This is a genomic window from Marinomonas rhodophyticola, from assembly GCF_026113935.1.
GTDB lineage: Bacteria > Pseudomonadota > Gammaproteobacteria > Pseudomonadales > Marinomonadaceae > Marinomonas > Marinomonas rhodophyticola.
This window is the reverse complement of record NZ_JAPEUL010000004.1, coordinates 529307-553714: the sequence shown is the minus strand read 5'-3', so window position 1 is coordinate 553714 and position 24408 is coordinate 529307. Positions and strand designations below refer to the sequence as shown.

Here is a 24408-nt window from a genome sequence, read left to right as displayed (position 1 = left end):
CTTTTATATCTGAGAATCAAAGTACGCTTTGTCACGTTTTAACCAAATACTGTCTGCTAAAACGAGACACTCTTCATGAGAAGTCACACCATAAAGAAGTCCAGCCACCGACGCAATGGTTTGCCTTACCGCTTGTTGTCCGAATGGGTCCAACTGATCACCACGCCAATGATCGGTTAATCGAGACAAATCTACATTGTCTTTTAGGCGTTTATGCTCTTGTTCTGCTTTGGGCCAATTCGACCAACTCGCCATCCCTTGCTGCCATTTGCCTAGCGTCACATCTCGCTCAGGATTGACCTCTGCTTCCCCATTCCCTCCTCTAAAAACCAAGACGGATGCATCTCCTAACTGTTCGCAGGCAGAAAGATGCAGCTCATCATAACCGCGATGAAAAACACCATGCACACTATGAGCGGCAAAAAATGGATTCATCATACGGACTACAGTATTAACGGGCGAACGCAATCCCAATACGTATTTGAGATCCATCATACTAGCCAACGTTTCATCCACTTTACCCAATGGCATATAAGCAAAACACCGTGTCTCAAGCATTTGGCTTAACTGCTCTCTTGACTGACAGACCTGCAACCCCAATTGCTCAATCACCTCCTCCACGTACAGACGATTTTCCCCTTCAAAGGTATGTCCATGCATGACAATTTTCGTTCCGATATTCGCTAAAGCCACAGCAGCGAGCAAAAACCAAGGTAATTCATTTCGTTTACCAGCGTAGGCAGGCCAGTCTAGGTCAACCTTAATAGATAATGGCTTTTTTTGAGATAAATACCGCCTAGTGGCTTTGGTAAAACCAACCGTTTCGTCTACTGTCTCCTCTCTGATTCGAATCAACATCCAAAAAGCCCCTGATTGCTCTGGTGCGACCTGACCAGACAACATCAAGCCCATAGCATGCTCAGCTTCATCAACCGTTAAACTGCGCGCGCCTTTCTTGCCACGACCCAATATTTTAACGTATTGCGTAAAATCATTACTTCGGATCGTACTACTCATACAGACACCTCCAGCCTAACAGAGAAAAAGCGTTTTAACTCCGGCAAACAAGAACCGCAATTCGTGCCACATCTTAATGTGGAACCCAATCCTTCAACCGAATCAACGCCGTTAGAAACCGCCTTCTCAATCTGCTTAGTGCCCACCTGATAACAGGAGCAAACGATTTCTCCTTTTTCTTCGATATTGGCAGGCATACCCACCAACATAGCCAAACGCTCTTGTGCTGACAGCGCAGTATCAATAGTCAATGTCGAAATCAACCAATCTGCAACAATGGACTCAGGTTGTGAATGCAGGTACATCAGTAAATTCAATTTTTGATCCACCAGCTTCGCCAGTCGAATCTGCTGAGTGACAGGGTTTAAATATTCCAACCACTCCACTGACTCAGCGTCATCTTGATAACCTTGTTTCAGCGTCTCATGGGTTTGTCCGGCAGGCCATACGACTTCATAATGAAAGCCTTGCTCCGAGGGGACATGGCACCAATATAGGCAATCCGATAAGATCAAAGACTCTACAGAAACCACCATGCCGTAACACACGTTCGTAACCGCTTCGAGCCTTACTTGAGCATGTTTCGATTCAGGCTGACCAGATAACGGATCAACAATTTGTGGTATCAGATTAGATACCACAGAGACGTTGGCAAATTGTTGCGTCCAGTGAATGGGAACAAACACATTTCCAGGCGCAACAGCTCGGCTCCATTTGGCTTTTAATAACACCTCACCATTGGCAGAGGTTATACGCACCAAAGTTTTATCTTTGATACCAAGGTGTTGCGCATCTTTGGGATGAATCTCTACATAAGGTTGCGCGGTATGTTTAGCCAGTGACGCGGCATCCCCCGTTCTCGTCATGGTATGCCACTGATCGCGCACACGCCCGGTATTCAAGGTAAACGGCCATTCTTGTGAAGCTTGGGCCTTTGGCAAGCTTGGTGTAATTGCAATAAACCTTGCTCGGCCGTCGGGGGTAAAAAACCGTCTATCTTCAAACATTCGCTTGGTGCCTTCAGGGCGACCTTTTGGAACCGGCCATTGCACCGGAGTCAGCGCATCGTATTCCATCTTGGTCATCTGGCTAAAATGCCCAATATCGAAATCCCGTTTGCCATTATTTTCAAATGCCGATAACGCGGCATGCTCAGCAAAGATCTCATGAGCATGTTGATAAGAAAAGGCTGCAGCAAAGCCCAAACTTTTTGCCACTTCACAGATTGCCCACCAATCATGCCTAGCGTCACCTGGAGCAGGCAACAAACCACGCTGACGCGATATACGTCTCTCCGAATTGGTCACTGTACCGTCTTTTTCACTCCAACCCGTCGCAGGCAATAGAACATCAGCCATGGCGGTTGTGTCGGTATGGGCTTTACAGTCACTGACAATCACCAACTCACATTTTTCCAATGCACGTCGAACTTGAGCCGTGTCAGGCAAACTTACCATGGGATTGGTCGACATAATCCACACCACTTTCACCTTACCTTCTTCCATGGCCTGAAATAAGTCGACGGCTTTTAAACCATTCTCTGTCGCCATATTGGGCGCTTGCCAGAAGCGCTGTACCAAATCTTGGGCGCTCGGTGTGGCAAAATCCATATGAGCTGCCAACTGATTCGCCAAACCACCCACTTCTCGCCCCCCATAGCATTAGGCTGTCCGGTAATAGAAAAAGGCCCAGCACCTTCTTTGCCAATACGACCAGTGGCTAAATGACAATTGATAATCGCGTTGCATTTGTCCACGCCCGACGATGACTGATTCACGCCTTGAGAGTAAAAGGTGATGGTCCTCGGGGTGTCATGCCACCAACGGACGAAACACGCTAACGCTTGCTCATCAACCCCACAAAAACCTGCCGTGAAAGACAAGCTTGGAGTCGATGCCGTTGCTTGCGCTAAAGCAACCTCAAACCCATTGGTATGATTAGCGATAAAATTACTATCAAGGCTTTTTGCTAATACGGAGTCGTGTAGTAAAAAAGAAAATATCGCCGCATCACTACCGGGCTTAATGGCCAAATGTAAATCCGCAATATCGCAAGTAGCGGTTTCACGCGGATCAATCACCACAACTTTCATGTGTGGTCGCTGCTGTTTTGCCGCCACGATTCGCTGATACAAAATAGGATGTGTCCACGCAGCGTTTGACCCCACCATGATCAATAGGTCGCACCGCTCTAAATCCTCGTAGTTACAAGGCACAGTGTCTGAACCAAAAGCACGTTTATAGCCAACGACGGCAGACGCCATACATAAACGAGAATTGGTATCGACATTTGCCGTCCCGATAAAGCCTTTGGCAAGCTTATTGGCTACATAATAATCTTCCGTGAGAATTTGACCTGAAAGATAAAACGCAAAGGCATCAGGTCCATGGTCTTTGACAACTTGAGCAATTTTTGCGCTCACAGTATCAATGGCTGATTGCCAAGTGACTGGCTGACCATCCACCACAGGCGTTAATAAACGGTCGTCTGATCGAATAGTTTGCGCAAGACTGCTGCCCTTCACACACAAACGACCAAAATTAGCAGGATGATCCATATCACCGGAAACTGATGGCATTCTTACATTTTCTGATTGCGCGTCGATTAAATTGACACCACAGCCAACACCACAATATGGACAGGTCGTTTTCACACTCGTTGCTGTTCTATTTGCTACTGGCATAGACCCTCTTCACTCTTTGTCACGCTTTTTGAGCAAAAAAAGCCCAATCACTTTTTAAAAAAGTGATTGGGCCTCGTTGCCTTTTGTAATATCTGAATGCTTTATGAGTAAGCCATCGTCGGTTTACGGTGCATCAGTAATATTAATAAAGCAATAAATAAGCCAAGTTTTAAAAGCATCAAAAAATCACACTACTCCTTACACATTATGGATGAGTGGTTAATTTTCCGAACAGTATGCAGTCGCTACAGCGTCAATAAGGCTCCTAAATAGTGCACAAGCACTCTTTTGGTACTGTTATCAATAACTCGCGACGAACACTTCCCCACCTTCTAACTTTGCATCCCAATGAGGGATCTTGATATCCTCTTCAAGACATTGGCCTGATGACAGTACAAAATGTTGTTTGTACAAAGGACTTGCCACCACCCATTGCTCCTGTAGATGAGCGATCAAACCACGCGACAACACATTCGCCTTGCCTATCGGATCCCAATTACTAATAGCAAATACTTTTTGCTCTGATTCTGGAACGTAAAAGAGGGCCACTTGTTCACCACTGACCATAGCCGCTACTCCAGCACCTTCCACCAAATCTTCTTGCTTACAAATCAATTTCCATGGGGTCGTCATTGTATTAGCCCACCTTAGCAATTAATTGCTGTTTTTCTGATTCCGTTGCTGGGCGCATCTGGTTACGCTCTTCAACAAATACCACATTGCTATCACTTCCCTCATAATTCACAAACTGGCGAAATGTTTTTAGGGCCTCTGGATCTTGCAACGTTGTTTTCCATTCGCATTGGAAAGTATCTACGACATGTTGCATCCGCGCCTCCAGCTCGGCACACAGTCCCAGCTTATCGTGTATCACGACATCTTTTAGATATTCCAATCCTCCATCTAAACTTTCCATCCACACAGAAGTTCGCTGTAAACGATCAGCGGTTTTCGTGTAAAACATGAGCACGCGATCGATATATTTAACTAAGGTTTCATCGTCTAGGTCTTTGGCAAACAAATCACCGTGGCGTGGTTTCATCCCTCCATTGCCGCACACATATAAGTTCCAACCCCCTTCCGTTGCGATCACGCCGATGTCTTTGCTCTGCGCCTCAGCACACTCTCGCGTACAGCCAGATACCGCAAACTTAATCTTATGAGGCGAGCGCAATCCCTTGTAACGATTCTCTAAATCAATCGCCATTTTCATGCTGTCATTTACACCATAGCGACACCAAGTACTCCCGACACAGGATTTCACGGTACGCAAAGATTTCCCATAGGCTTGGCCTGTTTCAAATCCAGCAGCGATTAACTTTTCCCAAATTTCGGGCAATTGCGACAAGGTCGCACCAAATAGATCAATCCGCTGACCACCTGTTACTTTGGTATATAAACCGTATTCTTTTGCCACTTGCCCCAAAACAATCAATCTATCAGGCGTTATTTCCCCACCAGGAATTCGCGGCACGATGGAATAAGTTCCGTCTTTTTGCATGTTGGCAAGGAAACGGTCGTTAGTATCTTGGAGGCTAATGTGTTCTTTTTTCAACACATAGTCATTCCAGACACTGGCTAAAATTGACCCAACCGCGGGTTTGCAAATCTCACAACCATGACCTTTACCATGCTTCTTAATAAGCTCGCTAAAGGTTCTGATCTCACCCACTTTAATAAGGTTGTATAAATCTTGGCGGGTATAAGCAAAATGCTCACAAATGTCTGTACTGACTTCCACCCCTAAGGCCAGCAACTCATTATCAACGACTTTTTTCAATAACGCCGCACAACCGCCGCACCCTGTCGCGGCTTTGGTGACGCCTTTCACATCACCAACGGATAAGGCTCCATTACACACCGCGTCGCTAATATCTTGCTTAGAGACATTATGACAACTACAAATCGATGCCGTCGCAGGTAAGGCATATACACCTAAACCAACGGATACACCATCCATCGCAGGTAAAATAAGCGCTTGAGCTTGTTCAGGTAAATCAATGGCATTGAGATAGTATTGCAGCAAGGTATCGTAATAATGATTATCTCCCACCAAAACCGCGCCCAATAGCTTCTTGCCGTCTTCAGAGACCACCATTTTCCGATACATTTGGCCAATTTCATCTTGATAAACAAAGACTTTACAGCCTTGAGATTGAGCGTGGGCATCACCAATCGAACCTACATCACAGCCTAACAGCTTCAATTTGGTACTCATGTCCGCACCCGTGAAGGTAACCGCAGCATTCCCCAATAAATGGCCCGCTGCGGATTTCGCCATGGCGTAACCCGGTGCCACCAAGCCAAAGATACGATTATTCCAAAGCGCACATTCACCAATAGCATAAATGTCTTCATCACTGGTTTGGCAATGATTGTTCACACAGATACCGCCACGCTCACCCACCGCCAAACCAGATTGATGCGCCAAAGCATCTTGTGGTCGAATCCCCGCAGAGAATAAAATCAGGTCGGTTTCTAGATGAGAGCCATCAGCAAAGTTCATGCGATGGAAAGCATTCTCACCATCAATTATTTCTTTGGTCGCCGTGTCAGTGTAAACCTTCACATCTAAGCCTTCTATCATTTCTTTTAGAACTGCACCGCCCTTTTCATCAAGCTGGACCGGCATTAACCGTGGTGCAAATTCCACAACACTGGTTTCCAAACCAAGATTTTTCAGCGCATTAGCTGCCTCCAACCCAAGTAAACCACCACCGACAACCGTGCCTCTTGTTACTTGTTTCGCACAAGCTCTAATCGCGTCAAGATCATCAAGAGTACGATAAACAAAGGTGTTATCACGTTTATGACCTGGAATAGGTGGAACAAAAGGATAAGATCCGGTCGCCAGAACCAGTTTGTCATAAGACAAAGATTCACCATCTTGCAATGTTAATTGACGAGCATCGCGGTCAATAGCGATCACCAAGCTATTGGTAAAATAACGCACACCGTGTTCGTAGTATAAAGTGCCATCTGTCATGGCTAAATCAGCCGCGCCCTTACCAGTGAAATATTCACTGAGATGCACACGGTCGTAGGCTAAATATGGCTCTTCACCAAACACGGTTATTTGAAAAACGTCATGCCCACCTTGCTCGATCATTTGTTCCACAAAATGGTGACCGACCATGCCATTGCCAATAACAACGAGATGAGGTTTTGTGGTCAGAAAAGACACTGTAGAAGTCATTGTGTTCCCCTTGCAATATTAGTTTGCCTAACGGCTAGCAACGTCTAAAACACCTTGATTTAGGCCACTTGTGAACAGCAGTACGCTTCACCAAATACCAGTAAATCCAGCATGTCAGAGACATTGGTCTTATTTTGAATTAGCTGGAAATACCAGCTGCCATCGGCGACGTTGCCATAAAGAATTACACCAACCAGTAAGCCGTCGTTGACCACCAGCTTGCGATAATGATTTGCGCTAACATCTTTAAAAAAGATGCAGCTGTCTTCTTTTGAAGGCTGAATCCTGCCTACGGAAAAAAGATTCACGCCTGATACTTTCAACTTAGTCGGGGTGGGCTTCTATCGCAAACGCAGACTCCTCCCCAACTAACACCTTCATCAAAACGTTAATTTGTGTCCAGATTGGCGCAACTAAGCCAAAGGTCTGCTGGTCAAATTCGCAGCACTCCCCTAGCGCATAGACATCAGGATGAGAGGTTTGCATGTGTTGATCGACCACAATCGCTCGGTTAATGTCTAATCCCGCCTGCTTTGCCAGCGTGATTTCCGGCGTAATACCAGCCGCCATAACAACTAAACTCACCGCTAACAACTCGCCATTTTCACAGACAATATGAGAAACACGACCATCGGCTGCTTGTAGACATTCTCTGGGAGATTCCTCCAGACGAAACTCAACCCCCATTTGTTCAAGCCTATTTAGCAAAAGCCCGGCTGATTCCTCGTCCAACTGTCGATTTAACAACCAATTTGAGCGATGAAAGACCACAACCTTGTGCCCACGCTTCACCAACCCCACTGCCGCCTCTAACCCAAGTAAGCCACCGCCAATAACACAAATGGAGTGACTACCTTCTAGCTGAGTCATAACTTCCACATCATCAAGCGTACGAAACCCCATCACATTTGAGGCAGACATTCCTTTAATAGGCAATACACTGGCTCTAGACCCTGTTGCCAAAACTAATTGGTCATACGCTATTCTTTCCCCGCTGGATAAATTCAGGCTTTTCGCTTCTAAATTTAGACTTGCCACAGGATCATTTGAGATAATCTCAACACCATCTTTTTGCATTTTCTGCGTATCAACTAATGGCATATCAGCATGAGAAATATCGTTCGCCAATAACGAAGACAACATGATTCGGTTATAGCCAACGTTAGACTCTTCTCCGATCAAAATAATCTGATAAATGTTCCCATACGCATGGCATAAATCCTGCGCCAATTTACTGCCCGCCATGCCAGCACCGACGATAACGAGGCGGCACTTATCTTTCTGGCTTATAAGATTACGCATTGGCAACCTTGGCATTAGCGGTCATTTTTTTGCTCTTAGCGGCTGCTTGAATCGGCTCTACTTTGCGTTGTTTCTCATACAAAAAGGTCAACACTTGAGTTCGATAATCTACGTATCTTGGGTCATTCGCCAAGGCCAATCGATCACGGGGACGTTCAAGGTCAACATGAAGAATTTCACCTACAGTTGCCGCTGGGCCATTGGTCATCATCACAATACGATCCGATAGCAGCACAGCTTCGTCTACATCGTGAGTAATCATAATCACGGTATTATTTAAGTCTTTTTGAATCTCCATCAACGAATCTTGGAGGTGTGCCCGAGTCAAAGCATCCAATGCGCCGAAAGGTTCATCCATCAGTAAAACACTAGGCTCCATCGCCAAGGCTCGGGCAATCCCCACCCGCTGCTTCATACCACCTGAAATTTCATCTGGTCGTTTGTCCGCTGCGTGAGTCATATGCACCAATTCGAGGTTATGCATAATCCAGTCATGCATTTCTTTCTTTGATTTTGTTTTACGAAATACTTGCTTTACCGCTAATTCCACATTTTGGTAAGAGGTTAACCAGGGCAACAATGAATGATTTTGAAATACCACCGCGCGCTCAGGCCCGGTCCTTTTACCTCTCGGCCATCCAGTAAAATTCCACCTTCCGTCACATCGTATAATCCAGCGACTATATTAAGAACCGTCGATTTACCACAACCTGAATGCCCGATCAGAGAGACAAACTCGCCTTTCTCGATTTTTAAACTGACATTATCCAGCGCTTTAAACGGCCCTTTTGGCGTAGGGAACTCAATCGAAATGTGACTAATATCTAAATGTGTTGCCATGTTTCTCTCCAATCTGTTTCTAATAAAAATCTACTTAACGCAATATCTGAGTTTTATCCCAAGAAACAAAACGCTGAATCGTCAACATGACTCTGTCTAGCAAATAGCCGATGAAGCCAATCATCAATACTGCCACCATGATTCGACCCAATGAGTTCGAACTACCGTTTTGAAATTCATCCCAGACAAACTTCCCGGTACTCGGGTTTTGCGCCAACATTTCCGCTGCGATCAACACCATCCAAGCAATGCCAAGCGACAAGCGCAGACCGGTAAACATCAGAGGAATAGCCGACGGAATGACGATTTTCATCACATGTGTCATCCAGCCCAAACGCAATACTTTTGACACATTCAGCAGATCTTTTTCCACAGCTGCCACACCCACTGCCGTGTTAATCAAGGTCGGCCACATACAACACAAGGTGACAGTAAACATAGAAGTTAAAAACGACTTAGAAAACATGGGATCATCAGACACATAACTGGCACTCACCACCATGGTAACTAAGGGCAACCAAGCCAATGGAGAAACCGGCTTAAATACTTGAATCACTGGATTTAATGCACTATAAACGGCGCGATTAAGGCCGATTAAAATGCCTAACGGAATCGCAATCAGACTCGCTAAACCAAAACCTGCTAATACGGTATATAGACTAGTAAATATCTGATCGAAAAAAGTAGGCTTGCCGGTATAATCTCTCAAAGTACCCACGTAGCTTGGGTCTTTGGCTTGGCGCTCGGCGATACGCTCTTCTTGGCGCTCATAAAATTTTTCTTCTTTTACACGCTCTCTCTGATGCTCAGCGACGAGACTATTCCATTGTTCATATACCACGACAGGGCCAGGAAATTCCCCTAAAGAAGTATGAACACGACTCGCTCCCACCTGCCACAATAAGATGAACACTAGAATGCCAAAGACCGGCAGCAAGATTCCTTTCAAGGAAAAGGCGCTGATTTTGTCCTTTAAAGAAGCCATAGTTACGCTGGATATCATCATCTGTTTCTCACTCCATTTAACTCAAGACCCATACGAATAAAGCGACCACATCTGCGGCCGCTTTACCCTATTGGGTTTAGATTTGGTCGTCGCCTTTTAAGCCGATTTTGAAGCTTTTCAAATAATCATTAGGGTGTTTGCCGTCATACGTCACGCCATCAATAAAGTCACTTTGTGGTGGCTTGAATCCATCTTCTTTATCAAAATCAGGAAATTCAGAGGCCATCATCACTCCATCCTCAATCAAAGCTTTGGCGGCTTGTGCATAAATGTCTGGGCGATAAACCTCTTTCGCCGTTTTCATAAACCACTCATCAGATTTTGGTTCGGCAATTTGCCCCCAACGACGCATTTGCGTGAGATACCAAATCGCATCGCTGTAATAGGGGTACGTTGCGTGATGTCGGAAGAAAACGTTGAAATCAGGTATCTCGCGTTTGTCGCCTTTCTCGTACTCAAATGTTCCCGTCATACTGTTGGCAATGACATCATAATCCGCGCCAACATACTGACTGCGTGAGAGTATTTTTACCGCTTCAGGACGATTGGCGTTGTTGTTTTCATCTAACCATTTCGCGGCACGAATCATGGCTTTTACGACACGGATATGAGTATTAGGGTATTTTTCAGCCCAATCACTACTCACGCCAAATACTTTCTCAGGGTTATTTTTCCAGATTTCATAATCCGTAATGACAGGCACACCAATCCCTTTAAACACAGCTTGTTGGTTCCAAGGTTCGCCAACGCAGTACCCCGAAATGGTTCCCGCTTCCATGGTGGCAGGCATCTGTGGTGGCGGTGTCACCGACAACAAAGCATCAGCATTAATTTGACCACTGGTATCCCCTCGCGCTGGTGCGTAATAGCCAGGATGAATGCCACCAGCAGCAAGCCAATAACGCAATTCGTAATTATGAGTAGACACAGGGAATACCATGCCCATTTTGAATGGCTTGCCTTGAGCTTTATAACCATCAATCACAGGTTTCAAGGCACTCGCGCTGATTGGATGAACAGGCTTGCCATCGGGGCCGTTAGGGATGTTTTTTTCATCTCATCCCATACCTCATTTGATACCGTAATACCGTTACCATTCAAATCCATACTGAAAGCCGTCACAATGTGAGCTTTCGTGCCGTATCCGATGGTCGCACCAAGTGGCTGACCCGCTAACATATGTGCGCCGTCTAGCTGACCGTCAATCACTCGATCCAGTAAAACTTTCCAGTTTGCTTGTGCTTCTAAGGTGACGTACAAGCCTTCGTCTTCGAAATAGCCTTTCTCATAGGCAATGGCCAATGGCGCCATGTCCGTCAATTTAATAAAACCAAATTTGAGCCTCTTCTTTTTCTGCGTAACCTAGTTCAGCATGAGCCACTCCTGACAACAGTGCAGAGACCCACCAACATAGAAAGACTGACTTTTTGAGTGACATTGACGAATGTTGGCAAAGGAATTACCGTTTTCAAAAATCTTAGGTTCATAAACGCGCTCCGCTTAAGGGATTAAAAAGTACAAAAACAAAAAAGGCGCATGCGAATCACAAAAAGTGTGTTCACAGGCGCCTTTGCCATTCAAAGAAAATCCAACATTGGATAATCAATAATGTGGGTGACAATTAACCAACGTTGCCAATTTCACCAGTTTTTTAAAAACTCTATGTTTCCATGTATTTTATACAGCACACACTGTGCCAATAAAACTAACCTTATGATTTACAAGTTTTTTAACTTAATTCCTAGCCTCTAAATGAAATAACTCTGTATATAAAACGCATCTACTCGCCCAATCATCATGCAGAGTGCACTAAAAGAAGACACGTAACACTTTACTCAAACTACTTGTCAAATCCACTTAAAATCCCATCTGGATGCAAACGAATCTTTCCCGACGCGACAGAATCCAGCCAAGTAGACTCATCTTCAATAGACAGATGCCAATCTGTATTGCCTTTTTCTTGAGGCAGCCCCAAAGCTTGGTAATAAAGGTCCTGACGATATACTTGCTCCGCCACATCATTCAGTGACTTAATATCACCTAATTGCTGCCAGCGATGCATTTGCCCCATAATCCACAGGGCGTAACTTGGTAAGGGCTTGTTAATATTAGGGCCAGAAAAACGCTGATAGGCTTTCATCGGCCAATCAAACTGGCCTTTGGGCTTAATGGCACTAAAGCCATAGACTAATTGCTCAACCGTACAATTAAGGTAATCCGGATGACTTAATATGTTTAACAGTTCAGACTGGTTGTTCGCTTCATCCACCCACAAGCAGGCTTTTTCTAATGCACGAATGATAGCAAGGTAGGTTGCTTGATTTTGCTCCGCCCAAGACGAGTTCACGCCAAATACTTTTTCAGGTGTACTACCCCATATTTCATAACCTGTCACCAGCATATGGCCTACGCCCTGTTCAACCGCCAAACTGTTCCATGGCTCTCCAACACAATACCCATCAATTCCCCCTAGTTTTAAACTGTCGAGCATTTTTACAGGAGGAACCACAATAATTTGAACGTCTTTATCAGAGTCGATGCCGGCCCGACTCAACCAATCCCGTAATTGATAATTGTGAGACGAATAAGGATACACAATAGCAAAACGCAGTGGCGCCAGTTCAGGAGAACGACTGTCGATCAACCTTTTTAAAGCCACGCCTGTACGGATGTCTATAGACGAGTTTGCAACACTCTGTAATTGTTCATATAAAGCATTGCCAATGGTGATGCCATTACCATTATGACTGACTGTAAAACTTGTCTGCATGGCTGCTTTTATACTGCCAACACCCAAACTAGCCGCAATCGGCATGGACGCCAACATATGAGTCCCCATCTAATAAATTAAAAGCGACCTTGTCACGAATACTGGCCCAAGATGCTTCTTTCGATAACTCAACGTTCACACCTTCATCCAGAAAGAAACCTTTTTCATGGGCGATAACAAAAGGCGCACAATCAATTAATGGAATAAAACCAATGCGCACAGGCGCTGCGTTTTGAATGATATTAGTCTCCACGTGACTCATTTTGAACCTCCCATCAATTCCATTACCGATATGATATTGCGTGCGACATCGGTCATTCGCTGGCTACGATCCATCGCAAGTTTTCGGAGTGCCTTATAGGCGGCAGGCTCATCACATTGCTGATGTTTCATGATTAATCCTTTTGCTTTCTCAATCAACTTACGATCTTCGAGCTGGCTTTTGACCGATTCCAATTCAGACCTTAACGCCTGAAATTCGCGGAATCGCGCAATGGCAACTTGCAATAAAGCTTTTACGCTACCACTGTTCACACCATCTACTACATAAGCACTGACTCCCGCACGAATCGCGGCTTCCACATGCCTTGAGTCGTCTTCTTCAGCAAACATCACAATGGGACGAGGGTTATCTTTGGTAAGCCGAGACATATTTTCCAACATATCGCGGTCTGGAGATTCAATATCAATAATGACCATATCAGGTTGGAATTCCGTTACGGCCTCGGTTAAATGCTTCGCATTTTCCAATCGCCTGATAACACGATAACCACTATCAATCATGGCTTGCTCTACAATAGCAGCACGCGCTGGCTCATTGTCAACCAGCATCACGGTAAGCTCTTTTTTTGGGGGTGAAGGCATGAGGCATTCTCTTCAAAGCGTAAAGAAACCTTTTCACGACATCATAGGTCTTGTCGTTACACAATGGTCTCGAAAAGTTATGCCCAAATAGGATGCAAGATATGCGCCATTTAGAAACACGCTTCACTCACCCAATAAAACAAAAAAGACCCTATATCAGGGCCTTATGCGGGGTATGCGAAGCACTCAAAGATTAACAGCGACCCAAAAATGGGCAAAAAGATTAAACCAGATCTAAATTACAGCACGGAATGACGAGCCTGTGCTAATAACGCTAATGCCAATCTATCTTTGGTGTTGGTTTTTTTGAAAATAGACGTCAAGTGCGCTTTTACCGTTCGCTCTGTTATGTTCATTTCAAGGGCAATTTGTTTATTCGATAAGCCCTTTGCAATAAACTGAGCAACATCCAATTCGCGTTCAGACAAGTCTTCTAATTCACGGTCATAAGAGGTGGCTGTTGCGGCTGATTGCATAATAAGTTGCTGAATGAACGCTTTGCCCCCCCAAATTTCACCGGAGTCCCACAACTGACAACACCAAAGACAATTGTTCTTTCCCTATGTAAGGAGCGCACTGACCGCTCACACCGACTGAGAACAATCTCAAAGCCGCAGATTGACTTGCTTGATTAGGAAACACTATGACTTTTTGTTTGGGAAAAGCTGATCGTAACGCAACGACATCTTCGACCTGCTGCGAAAATGTTTGATCTTCCAAGTAAACAAAACAATAACGAAAATCCGAGGATGCTTGTGTTAGCAAATCATATACTTCAGTTCGGTTTTCAACTCGAACTAATTGTGTATCAGCAGTTACAACCTGACACCAATGTTTCCATACGGCTTCGTCTGTATTCCAACACAAAATTTTCAAAATAAGCCTCGTCCCATCAAGTGCAATTTTATTATTCTAACCAGCAAATAAGAATGGATTGTTAACATTTGTTAACCAGTTGCCTTGCCTAAAGAAATTTTTGTAATTAGCGCTCACGAAGTGCATTTTGCTTTGCTTTCAAGATAGGTTTCAGCAAATAATCCAATAAGGTTTTCTTCCCAGTGATAATGTCAACTGTTGCCTGCATACCCGGAATAATAGGTAATGGTGATACCTCTGTGCCTAAATGATTTTTATCTGTTTTTACTCGCACCAAATAAAAGCTGTTGCCTTCTTCATCCAAAATGGTATCTGCACTGATATTTTCCACTACACCTGGCAAACCACCAAAAATAGCAAAATCGTAAGCAGACAGCTTCACTATCGCATTAAAGCCTGGCTGTATAAAACCAATGTTTTCTGGACGTACTTTCGCTTCAATTAATAGAGAATCCTCTATTGGTACGATTTCCATTAAATTCATACCTGGCTTAATGACACCACCGACCGTATTAATCTGCAGCTGCTTCACGATACCTTTTACGGGCGAACGCACCTGTGTTCTTGAGACTTTATCTTCGAGTGACACACTGGCTTCTCTTAACTGATCTAACTTACTACGTACACTAGTCAGCTCTTCTTGGGCATCAGCACGAAATGTTGCCTCACTTTCTTGTAGCTTACTTTGTGCTTCTTTTAACGCTGAATTGGCCCGTGGAATAGCTAACTGGGTAGCATCTAAGTCACCTTTAAGCTGATTCACTTGTCGCTCAAGTTGCAATAGCTCTACCCGAGACACAGCGCCCTGCTCAAACGCGGGGCGCGTCAAGGTCAATTCTTCTTTTGAAAAGGCATAACTCTGCTTCAAATTCTCCAGCTTTGCCTGAAGCTCAACAATTTCTTGTTTCTTTTGCTCTATTTGTTGCTGAAAGCTCACTTGGTTAGTACGCAACGAGTCCAAGCGGTTACGATATAAATCCAATTCTCGTTGCACAACTGAAGGCGAATCTTGGCGAAAATTGGCATCAAACACAGGTTCGAGACCATAGGATTCGGCTTGCAGACGGATCGCACGAGCTTGTAAATTAACAAACTCTGCCTGTTGCTCTCGTAAAGAAGATAAGGCTTCGGTGTTTTCAATCGTCATTAAAATTTGACCACTATCGACGACTTGACCAACCTGTGCGTTTATTTCTTTTAAAATGCCCCCTTCAAGGTTTTGAATCTGCTGGACTTGGCTAGACGGAATCACCTTACCCTCTCCGACGGTTACTTCATCCAACGAAGTATAGTGAGTCCCAAATTAACGCCACTGTGACGAAAATAAAGATTACCCAAAGAATGATTCTCCCCCCTTGGGGCTTTCAACATCAGGGCGGCATTACGATCCGTCAAATACTCTAAGTCCTGTTGGGATATCGACTTTTTACTACTCATCATTAACTGACCTTCAACTTGCCTTGACGAAGCGCTTCATGCACTTGTGCTTTTGGACCATCAGCAATTAAGCGACCATTATCCATTACGATAATACGATCAACCATGTCTAGCATAGAGGCCTTGTGTGTGATTAAGATAAGTGTCTTATCTTTTACTCCCTCCATTAAACGTCGCTTCATCCTAGACTCCGTCGTATTGTCCATGGAAGCGGTTGGCTCATCTAAGATAAGGATCGGCGGATCAAATAATAAAGCTCTTGCAATCGCAATACTTTGACGTTGACCACCGGACAAGGACATGCCCCGTTCGCCAACGATACTGTCTAAGCCACTTGGTTTACGATTGGCAAACTCTGACACACCAGATAAATCTGCAGCACGGATAATGGCACTGTCATCCATATAGGGAACACCCATCACAATATTGTCTTTAATGGATCCATAGAACAAATTGACATCTTGAGAAACGGCACCAATGTTGCGACGTAAATCAGTGGGATTCACCTGTCGTAAATCCACACCATCGATTCTTATTGCACCACTATCTGGGGTGTAAAGCCCTGTCATTAACTTACCAAGCGTCGATTTACCCGAACCAATACGACCGATAATCGCGACTTTTTCACCTTGCTTAATATTAATATTAATAGCGCTTACTGCGGCTTGCTCTTGCTCTGGATACGCAAAACTCACCGCTTCAAACTGGAACTCGCCCTTAAATACTGGACGATGAACAAACTTCACATTGTCTGGTTTTTCTACCGGAGAAGACATGATTTCATTCAAAGACGTAAAAGCCGACTTGGCTTGGTTGTAACGAGTCGCTAGAGTCGCCACTTGCCCCATAGGACCAAGTGCTCGACCCGTTAGCATCACGGCGGCCACCAAAGCCCCCATACTCATTAGGCCTTCCGATATTTGGTAAACGCCGACGATAACAATAATCACCGTCGTTAATTGCTGAGCCACCATCGCAAAAGAAGAAGAGGATTGTGATAACTGTCGTGTTTTCACCCCCAATCCGCGATATTACCTACGGCATTTTCCCACTGTTTCTGCAATACGCCTTCTGCGTTATTCAGTTTCACACTTTCTGCGTTATAGAGACTTTCAATCAACACCGCGTTTTTTTGCGAGGCGGTTTTTTGACTTTCTTCAATAGAACGACGTAATGGTATCTGAATAATCACGCTATAAAGCAGTATCAAAAAAATGGTGATGATAGGAATGTAGCCTACAGGGCCACCAATCAACCAAATCACCCCGATGATCAAAAACATAAAAGGGATGTCAACGAGTGTGGTAATGGAAGCCGAAGTAATAAAATCTCGAATGCTCTCAAATTCCTGCAGATTTTTCGCGAACGCCCCGACAGACTTTGGTCTAGACGCCATGGTAATATTATTGACCTTTGAAAAAATGGCCGCAGAAATCAAGATATCGGATTTTTTTCCTGCTATATCAATAAAATAAGCTCGCAATGTACGCAATAGAAAGTCGAATAAATAGACGACAGCGGCACCGATTGCTAGGACCCAAAGTGTGTCAAACGCATTATTTGGCACCACTCGGTCATACACGTTCATAACAAACAACGGACTCGCAACCGCAAAAATATTAATCAGTAATGACGCAATGAATACATCTCGGTATATTCGCCAAGACCCTGCAATTGTACCCCAAAACCAATGCCCTTTTTTATGTTCGGCTTCATCACTTTTTTCGGAACGTTTATCAAACTGATAAAGAGGACGAACAAAAAAGCAGTACCCAGTAGACGATTCCTCAAGCGTCTGAAAAGGCAAAGTAATTTCTCCTTCACCTGATTCTGGTCGCAATACTTTCGCCATCCCTTGTGTCTTATCGACCTCAAGTAATATGCAGGCCTGCTTATCTTTCAACAAAAGCACAGCAGGTAACACCATATCCGGAATTTTCTTTAAAGGCCGTTTAACAAAGCGTGAGCTGATACCAATACGCTGAGCCGCACGCTGAAACAGTGCCGGTGTCATGTCATTGTCAGTCAGGGGTAAGCCCGCAGCAATACCATCAGCAGTGTACGGATTATGAAAGTATTTACTTAATAACACTAAGCAGTCTAAAAGCGGATTAGGGTACTCCAGAGTGGCATCGTGGGTATTCCATATACGCTCACTTGATTTGGCATCCTCGCCACTTAATGTTTCTGCTCTTCCCTCGCCGGACTCGTTTATGACGTCATTTTCTTCATAAGAATCATTTTCTAAAGGTGACGAAGAGTTCTGTTCTGAACGACCAGAGTCAGACATACTCTATATTCTCCTACGGGTATTCATGTAAAAAGTGCGAAAACCTAGTTTACAAACCGAAGCACATTTGCTCTGGCCTAGAATAGTGTTTATTCAGTAATATGGGAAGTGAACAAATCACCTAGCTACAAATTGAAACATACAAGGAAATCAATATGCTATACGCAAAAGTCAACGCTAATGGCGAAATCATCGATGTGGCTACCTCCCAATCAGAGGAGTATAAACTGTTAGTTGCACCGAATGAGCCGACCGTCGCTAGCATATTGGAAAAAAAATTCGCCACATCTGATACCAGCACTCAAGAAATATTAGCCAGTTCAGACAGCGACATGATGCGTATTTTAGAAGATTTAATCGATCTTTTGACAGAGAAACGATTAATACAATTTACCGAACTCCCTATCGCCGCTCAGAAAAAGCTATTAAGCAGAAAGTGGGTGCGTGGCGTACACAACCACCATGACGATAGCTTAATGGTAGACAACATCAACGAAGGCGGCGATGACATATTAATTTAATACACAAATAAGACAGGCCACAATGTTGAGGGATTGACGAATCATTCAACAGCTCCGCTTGTCTTACTTTCATTATTAACCTCTCAACACGTCAATCAAAGCCCAATAACTCCGCTTTACATTTCTTGAGAACTCGCCCGATTAAAAAGCCTTGTCCACCCGTGACATCAAAACGCTTCAATGCCGTCAGTTGTTTCTCGCTTTCCACACCAGTCGCAATCACTTCAATATTTAAACTGTTAAACATCTTACAAAGGGTGTGCATGAAAAAGGATTCAGACTCTTTTCCTGCCGCCATACGGGTATAGGATGAATCCACTTTGACATAATCCGGCATAAGTGTTTGTAGATATTGGAATGCAGAAAATTGCTTACCCACATTATCAATACCAAATTTCACACCTTGTTTTTTCAACATTCGAATTAAGGCGCTGGCTTGCTCTTCTTCAACCAAAACGCTTTGCTCTGAGATTTCAAACATAAGCTTTCTTTTCACATCAACAGGAAGTTGGCTTAGTGTTTTATCAAGCCACTCAATAAAGTCAGGCTTAGCGTAAGAAGACGCGGACAAATTCACGGTCAAGGGCGTAGTTACACTCCTTGTTTTAATAAACTCAATCACCCGCTCAATAATGACTTGGTCAATCTGACTGGCCAAATCAAACTGCTCAGCTAAACCAATAAAATAACCAGCATGATACTCTTTACCGCCATGCTCGAGTCCCATAAAAACTTCTTCATGAAGCGTGATTGATGATTCATCTAATGTGGTTATTTTCTGTTTTTTCAGCTTAAAAGAACGATTTTGAATAGCAATTTCCAGTATTCCTTTCCAAGAGCTTCTGTTTATCGCCATACTTTGACCCATATTAAGATCAAACACTTTACTGGTATTTATCCCTTCCCGCTTGGCTTCTCGCAATGCTGCATCCGCCTGAGACATGGCACTTGAACGTTCAACAGACCCATCAATCGTCACAGCACCAATATTTGCCACCGCAACAGAATAACTGATACTCGCGGTATTCAACTCCATCAGCTCTAGCATAATGCCATCGACCACTTGTCGTAATTGACTGTGATCTATATTCGGAATCAATATAACAAAGTCGGCACCGGACAAACGCGCTAACGTGGCAAAAGAAGAAAGCGTCGCTACCTTTTTGGACAAAATATCCGCCGCTGACTGAATAAACATATCCGCGGATTCATAACCACGCTCATTATTAAGTTTCGCCAAATCCGCCAAACTAATCAGCACTAAGCCATCAACACCACGCTCCACTTCGGTAAAATGAGATTTGATCTGACTCTCAAAAAAATGACGATTTCCTAATCCACTTACCGGATCTTTAAACGCTTTCGCCTGAAGCCACTGTGCTGTTTCAACTTCTGAGGCAAACTCTTTTTCTAGCTTCTCAGCCATGCGGTTCATCGATAAAACAACGGATCTTAATTCCCGCGTCTTAGGCACTTTAATCATTTTTATAAAGCGACGCTGCTGTATAGCTTCCGCTTGTTTTTCAAGCTCGACTAACGGCTGAAATAAATAACGCAATGCGATCCCGCCTAATATCAGCGTTATGGTGCCAATCACCAAAAAAGAAAGCAGTAAATCACGGGACGCAAGCCACAATTGATAATAACCATAACCAGCACTACCGGTAACATAGACTTGCCCTAGCTCACTCCACCCATTCGAAATAACCGCACGAGCAACTGGCACTTTAAAATCAATGAGCTGAATAAACCAAGCAGGGACACCATCAATTTTGGTTTCATTAGATCGCACTATGTTTTCATCAGTATCGTAAACATGAATTCGCACCTCCGAAAAATAGCCACTATCAAACACCGCATTCACGCTGCTTTGCACGGACGCGTAATCTTCCAGAGCCATAAAATCAGACACGGACATGCTTAAAGACGTAGCAGAATCTTGTGTTGTCGATTGCAACTGACTGATTAGATAGCCTTTAGTCGTATTAAAGTTGATGCCCATGACAACAGCCAGCATCAATGAGAATATGGCAACGATCGTCATTATTAATTGGCGGAACAGCGTCATCCACGTTCTCCTAATTTGTCATCGTATTAAAACGATTATTTAAATCTGTCCACAAGCTCAATCGTGATGAGCCTCCTACTAGCACACCACGCCCTTTCTCTTTCGACAACCATAAATTCTCAGCATTAAATGAATATATAGGAAGAAGATCATTACGTTTTGACGCAGGCTTTAATTCTTTATCAAGGTTATCCAGCAACACAGGAACAGAAGTCGGTTTATGATAATACGCCAACACCATATGGTGCTGGTTCAAAGTAAGCGCCTTGACATAAACTAAACGAAGCTTTTCGTCTGGCACCCCAAGCTCTCTGAGAGTAAAATATTTAGCAATTGTGAAGTCCTCACAATCGCCGGCACGCATCCCTAAAAATTCAATAGGAGTCGCCCAATAATCTTCTTTACCCCACAAGGTAATATCGTCCACAAAGTCCATTTGATTAAAAAAATCATTAACTTGAGCAAGCTGATCGGTGATAGATAAGGACTTAGCGTCATTAATCAGTCTTCGCCAAGCAAGAATACGCTTTTCGGCATCACTCCCGTAAACACTTCCAGCCTGTTTTGCCAATTTTTGATATTTATCTGACACCTCTGCATAAAGCCACCAATGTGGAATACACAAAACAACAAGAAACACACAAGCCATACGTTTGTGTGTTTCAAGAATAGAAAAAAACGAAGTAATCCGTTTTTTCACTATAATCCTACTGGCCAGTCTTAGACTTTGCATTAAAAGTAGCCAACTGCTCTGCCGTAGCTTCAGGCTGATACTTGGCTTTCCAAGTGTCGTAGGAACTCGCCATAAACAAATTCGCGCGCCTCATCGTAATTTACTTTAACGCCTTGCTGTTCTGCCTCAGCCATATACCATTTACTCAAACAATTACGACAGAATCCCGCTAAGTTCATCAGATCAATATTTTGCACGGACTTATTATCGTCAAGGTGTTTCAAAAGGCGACGCAATACAGCGGCTTCAATTTCAGTTTGTTTGCTCATCATAATTTCAAATTTCTCTACTGCTTTATAAGACATTCACGATTAATCAAGGTGTCGATGCGTCAACGGTTGCTGACGCCACTGCCATTCTTGCGCGGCAACCATAAACGCCCTTAGCGGCTGCATATTTTCACCTGCTATTTGCTCTATGGCATAAGCGCATGCTTCTAGGGTCGACAACGACTGAATATTAGGTGACTTGCGAATAGTGTATTGCCCTATAGGCGGTTGTAAAAAACATACGGCACCAAAGGCATGCAATAAGGAACCGGTGAAATACAACTTCTTCGCCTTTCGCCATGTTGCATCAAGCAAAATGAGTCCATCAATCTCAGCCACTGAGTCTGTTCCTAACGATTCGATAAAAACAGCGCCTTCTACCGGAAACACTAAACGCCATTTAGCTGGATCTTTGTGCGCCAAAACACTTTTTAACCTATCTTGGTTTGCTGTCGAAATACATTCCACTGACGGCAATCCCAAAGACAGTAATGACACGGTGTTTTTAGCGTGTTGTGCTTCTTTAGGGTCTTGCAAAATCAATATTTGTAGTCGTGTAGTAAGCTCTGGGATCCACTGGCAAATACACTGACTCACTAAAAAATCACACCGCTTACAATGTACTCTTTTTGCATTTTGCATACTCAAGTTTCAGGTCCCGCCATTGCTTTCTCAAGCCAGTTTTTCTAAATACGCTTTTACCACATTATTCCACCCCAGATCCAACGCCTCAACGGTCAATGCATGGCCAATGGAGACTTCCATGATTCTCCCAGGCTCACACAAAGCCTGAACGTTTTGCAAATCTAAGTCATGTCCCGCATTCACTTCTAAACCGGCATCTAAAGCGGCTTGAGCAGCTTGCTGATACGTTTCAAGTACTTCATCAAAACCGTCTTTGCCAAACGCATTGGCGTACGCTTCTGTATAAAGCTCTACTCGATCAGCACCAACCTCTTTCGCTAACACCATGTTTTCTGGTACTGGATCCATGAATAAAACCACACGGATACCCTTTGCTTTCAGTTTAGCAATAACGGGACGTAGTGCATCTTGATCACGAGCAATATTCCAACCATGATCCGATGTTAGCTGATTTGGATCATCAGGCACTAAAGTACATTGATCTGGTTCCACTTCTAATACAACATCTAAAAATTGCGCATCAGGAAAACCTTCAATATTCAATTCAGCCTTAGGAAAACGCTTCAATAATTCTTTCAAATCATAAGCATCTTGATAAGTCGCATGACGCTGATCAGGTCTAGGGTGGATGGTAATACCAAACACACCAAGCTGTAACGTACGCTCCGCCATAGCAATTAAATTTGGATAATCTCTTCCACGAGAATTTCGAAGTAAGCCAATTTTATTCAGGTTAACGCTTAAGTGTGTCATTCAACTTCTCTCGACAGGGGCATTTATTGGCATTATAGGACAAACACATAGCGTCCATCACTAAAATACCAAACAAGTTATTCGCTCAGTCATTATCTAGGGAAGGTGCGAACAAGTCCTCTTGTCTCAGCATGTGGATAAAAGCCTGTTATTCGAGGCGAGTAGCGAATGTGAATAGTGGTTCTATTTTCGAGGTGCTCAACAAAGAATACAGGCTTTTAGGTCATGCCCTGCGGGTCTTTCAGAGCTTACTATTAAAAATAACAGGCCACATGTCGTTGCGACTCTTTGAAAGGTAACTACATTCCTTCAGAGTCGCGCCTTATTTGACGATTTCTCTGAAAGACTGAGGCTTAGTAGACTTATTCGCACCTTCCCTAGAGCAAAGCTTATGGTAAACTGGCCGCCACAAAATAGGAGTCCAAGATGAAATACGAACTCTTTCAATCTATTTATGACAGAGCCGCCCTTCGACATGGTGGAACAAAACACCTAGAAACCATGCTTTCGACTCCGCTAAGCGCAGCACAGCTTAATCAACACACGGATGATAGATGGCTGGCGGCTTTTTCTCAAAAAGTCTTTCAATCTGGCATTAATTGGCAAGTAGTGCGCAACAAATGGCCTGGTTTTGAAACGGTATTTTTCGGTTTTGACATTGAAAAAATGTTACTCATTCACGATGAAATGTGGGAAGAAAAAGCCAAAGACATACGCATCATTCGTAATTTTGGCAAGGTGATGACGATTAGAGAAAACGCCTTGATGATTAGTGAATGCCAAGCCAGCCATGGAACATTCTCTAACTTTGTTGCTAACTGGCCGAATGACGACATTATTGGTCTCTGGGCCTACTTAAAGAAGCATGGTGCTCGTCTTGGTGGCAACACTGGCCCCTACACATTAAGAACCATGGGCAAAGACACCTTCATGCTCACCAGAGACGTAGAAGGCTATTTGCGTCAGCATGAGATCATTAGCACGGGAAGGGACACTCAGTCCGCGTGGAAAGCAGCACAGGCTGCGTTTAATCATTGGCATCAAGAAAGCGGGCGCTCTTATACCGAAATCAGCCAGTGCATTGCATTAAGCGTCAATTAAATACTTTATAAACTCAGTACTTTATTCTTTAGGAGAA

At 43.9% G+C, this 24408-nt stretch carries 21 protein-coding genes and 4 pseudogenes; 2 read left to right on the top strand and 23 right to left on the bottom strand.

Going from position 1 to position 24408, the window contains the following annotated elements; translation table 11 throughout:
- Positions 1-3 precede the first annotated feature (3 nt).
- From ONZ52_RS03365 to ONZ52_RS25210, 18 genes and pseudogenes are all read right to left on the bottom strand, one after another.
- A complete protein-coding gene (locus tag ONZ52_RS03365; RefSeq protein WP_265217270.1) occupies positions 4-1017 on the bottom strand; it encodes a glycosyl transferase family protein in 1014 nt (337 codons plus the stop codon).
- Positions 1014-2660, bottom strand: a complete 1647-nt coding sequence (locus tag ONZ52_RS24575) for a nitrate reductase (RefSeq protein WP_321160248.1) — start codon at positions 2658-2660, stop codon at positions 1014-1016. Before ONZ52_RS24575 ends, ONZ52_RS03365 begins: the two co-directional genes overlap by 4 nt.
- Entirely contained in the window at positions 2546-3700 is a 1155-nt protein-coding gene (locus tag ONZ52_RS24570; RefSeq protein WP_321160247.1) for a molybdopterin-dependent oxidoreductase, read from the bottom strand. Before ONZ52_RS24570 ends, ONZ52_RS24575 begins: the two co-directional genes overlap by 115 nt.
- Positions 3701-4000: 300 nt before the next feature.
- On the bottom strand, positions 4001-4333 hold the full coding sequence (gene nirD / locus ONZ52_RS03355; protein ID WP_265217269.1) for a nitrite reductase small subunit NirD: 333 nt from the start codon (positions 4331-4333) through the stop codon (positions 4001-4003).
- Positions 4334-4337: 4 nt separating this feature from the next.
- Positions 4338-6896: a nitrite reductase large subunit NirB gene (nirB, locus tag ONZ52_RS03350; RefSeq protein WP_265217268.1), complete on the bottom strand. Its 2559-nt coding sequence runs from the start codon at positions 6894-6896 to the stop codon at positions 4338-4340.
- Positions 6897-6955: 59 nt separating this feature from the next.
- A complete protein-coding gene (locus tag ONZ52_RS03345) occupies positions 6956-7204 on the bottom strand; it encodes a hypothetical protein (protein WP_265217267.1) in 249 nt (82 codons plus the stop codon).
- A gap of 16 nt (positions 7205-7220) precedes the next feature.
- Positions 7221-8198, bottom strand: coding sequence for an NAD(P)/FAD-dependent oxidoreductase (locus ONZ52_RS03340; RefSeq protein WP_265217266.1), 978 nt, complete (start codon positions 8196-8198; stop codon positions 7221-7223).
- A pseudogene (locus ONZ52_RS03335) lies at positions 8191-9038 on the bottom strand (ABC transporter ATP-binding protein). Before ONZ52_RS03335 ends, ONZ52_RS03340 begins: the two are co-directional and overlap by 8 nt.
- Positions 9039-9072: 34 nt before the next feature.
- Positions 9073-10044: an ABC transporter permease gene (locus tag ONZ52_RS03330; protein ID WP_265217265.1), complete on the bottom strand. Its 972-nt coding sequence runs from the start codon at positions 10042-10044 to the stop codon at positions 9073-9075.
- A gap of 76 nt (positions 10045-10120) precedes the next feature.
- A pseudogene (locus tag ONZ52_RS03325) lies at positions 10121-11410 on the bottom strand (CmpA/NrtA family ABC transporter substrate-binding protein); the annotation flags it as partial.
- A 474-nt stretch (positions 11411-11884) separates the two neighbouring features.
- Positions 11885-12871, bottom strand: coding sequence for a CmpA/NrtA family ABC transporter substrate-binding protein (locus ONZ52_RS03320; protein ID WP_265217264.1), 987 nt, complete (start codon positions 12869-12871; stop codon positions 11885-11887).
- Positions 12843-13076: an ABC transporter substrate-binding protein gene (locus ONZ52_RS03315; protein WP_265217263.1), complete on the bottom strand. Its 234-nt coding sequence runs from the start codon at positions 13074-13076 to the stop codon at positions 12843-12845. The genes ONZ52_RS03320 and ONZ52_RS03315 overlap by 29 nt, the downstream gene beginning before the upstream one ends.
- The gene (locus tag ONZ52_RS03310) at positions 13073-13678 is read right to left on the bottom strand and encodes an ANTAR domain-containing response regulator (RefSeq protein WP_265217262.1); all 606 of its coding nucleotides are present in this window, start codon (positions 13676-13678) and stop codon (positions 13073-13075) included. The genes ONZ52_RS03315 and ONZ52_RS03310 overlap by 4 nt, the downstream gene beginning before the upstream one ends.
- A gap of 239 nt (positions 13679-13917) precedes the next feature.
- Positions 13918-14208 carry a helix-turn-helix domain-containing protein gene (locus ONZ52_RS03305; RefSeq protein ID WP_265217261.1) on the bottom strand — a complete coding sequence of 97 codons (291 nt, stop codon included), beginning with the start codon at positions 14206-14208 and terminating at the stop codon, positions 13918-13920.
- Positions 14192-14554, bottom strand: a complete 363-nt coding sequence (locus ONZ52_RS03300) for a hypothetical protein (RefSeq protein WP_265217260.1) — start codon at positions 14552-14554, stop codon at positions 14192-14194. Before ONZ52_RS03300 ends, ONZ52_RS03305 begins: the two co-directional genes overlap by 17 nt.
- 106 nt (positions 14555-14660) lie before the next feature.
- Complete coding sequence (locus ONZ52_RS03295) at positions 14661-15836, bottom strand: HlyD family type I secretion periplasmic adaptor subunit (RefSeq protein ID WP_265217259.1); 1176 nt, start codon at positions 15834-15836, stop codon at positions 14661-14663.
- Positions 15824-15994, bottom strand: coding sequence for a hypothetical protein (locus ONZ52_RS03290; RefSeq protein ID WP_265217258.1), 171 nt, complete (start codon positions 15992-15994; stop codon positions 15824-15826). Before ONZ52_RS03290 ends, ONZ52_RS03295 begins: the two co-directional genes overlap by 13 nt.
- Positions 15994-18281: pseudogene (locus tag ONZ52_RS25210) on the bottom strand (type I secretion system permease/ATPase). The gene ONZ52_RS03290 and the pseudogene ONZ52_RS25210 overlap by 1 nt, the downstream one beginning before the upstream one ends.
- Before the next feature lie 155 nt (positions 18282-18436).
- On the opposite strand from ONZ52_RS25210, the gene ONZ52_RS03280 reads away from it, so the two are divergent.
- Complete coding sequence (locus ONZ52_RS03280; protein WP_265217257.1) at positions 18437-18802, top strand: hypothetical protein; 366 nt, start codon at positions 18437-18439, stop codon at positions 18800-18802.
- A gap of 91 nt (positions 18803-18893) precedes the next feature.
- Here ONZ52_RS03280 and ONZ52_RS03275 read toward each other — a convergent pair whose 3' ends face one another.
- The 5 genes and pseudogenes from ONZ52_RS03275 to ONZ52_RS03255 form a co-directional block, all read right to left on the bottom strand.
- Positions 18894-20870 carry an EAL domain-containing protein gene (locus tag ONZ52_RS03275; protein ID WP_265217256.1) on the bottom strand — a complete coding sequence of 659 codons (1977 nt, stop codon included), beginning with the start codon at positions 20868-20870 and terminating at the stop codon, positions 18894-18896.
- A gap of 10 nt (positions 20871-20880) precedes the next feature.
- Complete coding sequence (locus tag ONZ52_RS03270) at positions 20881-21570, bottom strand: transglutaminase-like cysteine peptidase (RefSeq protein WP_265217254.1); 690 nt, start codon at positions 21568-21570, stop codon at positions 20881-20883.
- Positions 21571-21577: 7 nt separating this feature from the next.
- Positions 21578-21872, bottom strand: a pseudogene (locus ONZ52_RS03265) (DUF1244 domain-containing protein).
- 42 nt (positions 21873-21914) lie between these two features.
- Complete coding sequence (locus ONZ52_RS03260; protein WP_265217769.1) at positions 21915-22514, bottom strand: tRNA-uridine aminocarboxypropyltransferase; 600 nt, start codon at positions 22512-22514, stop codon at positions 21915-21917.
- 30 nt (positions 22515-22544) lie between these two features.
- A complete protein-coding gene (locus ONZ52_RS03255) occupies positions 22545-23270 on the bottom strand; it encodes a pyridoxine 5'-phosphate synthase (protein ID WP_265217253.1) in 726 nt (241 codons plus the stop codon).
- A 426-nt stretch (positions 23271-23696) separates the two neighbouring features.
- Here ONZ52_RS03255 and ONZ52_RS03250 point away from each other — a divergent pair, with 426 nt between their 5' ends.
- Positions 23697-24371 carry a DNA-3-methyladenine glycosylase I gene (locus tag ONZ52_RS03250; protein WP_265217251.1) on the top strand — a complete coding sequence of 225 codons (675 nt, stop codon included), beginning with the start codon at positions 23697-23699 and terminating at the stop codon, positions 24369-24371.
- Positions 24372-24408 lie beyond the last annotated feature (37 nt).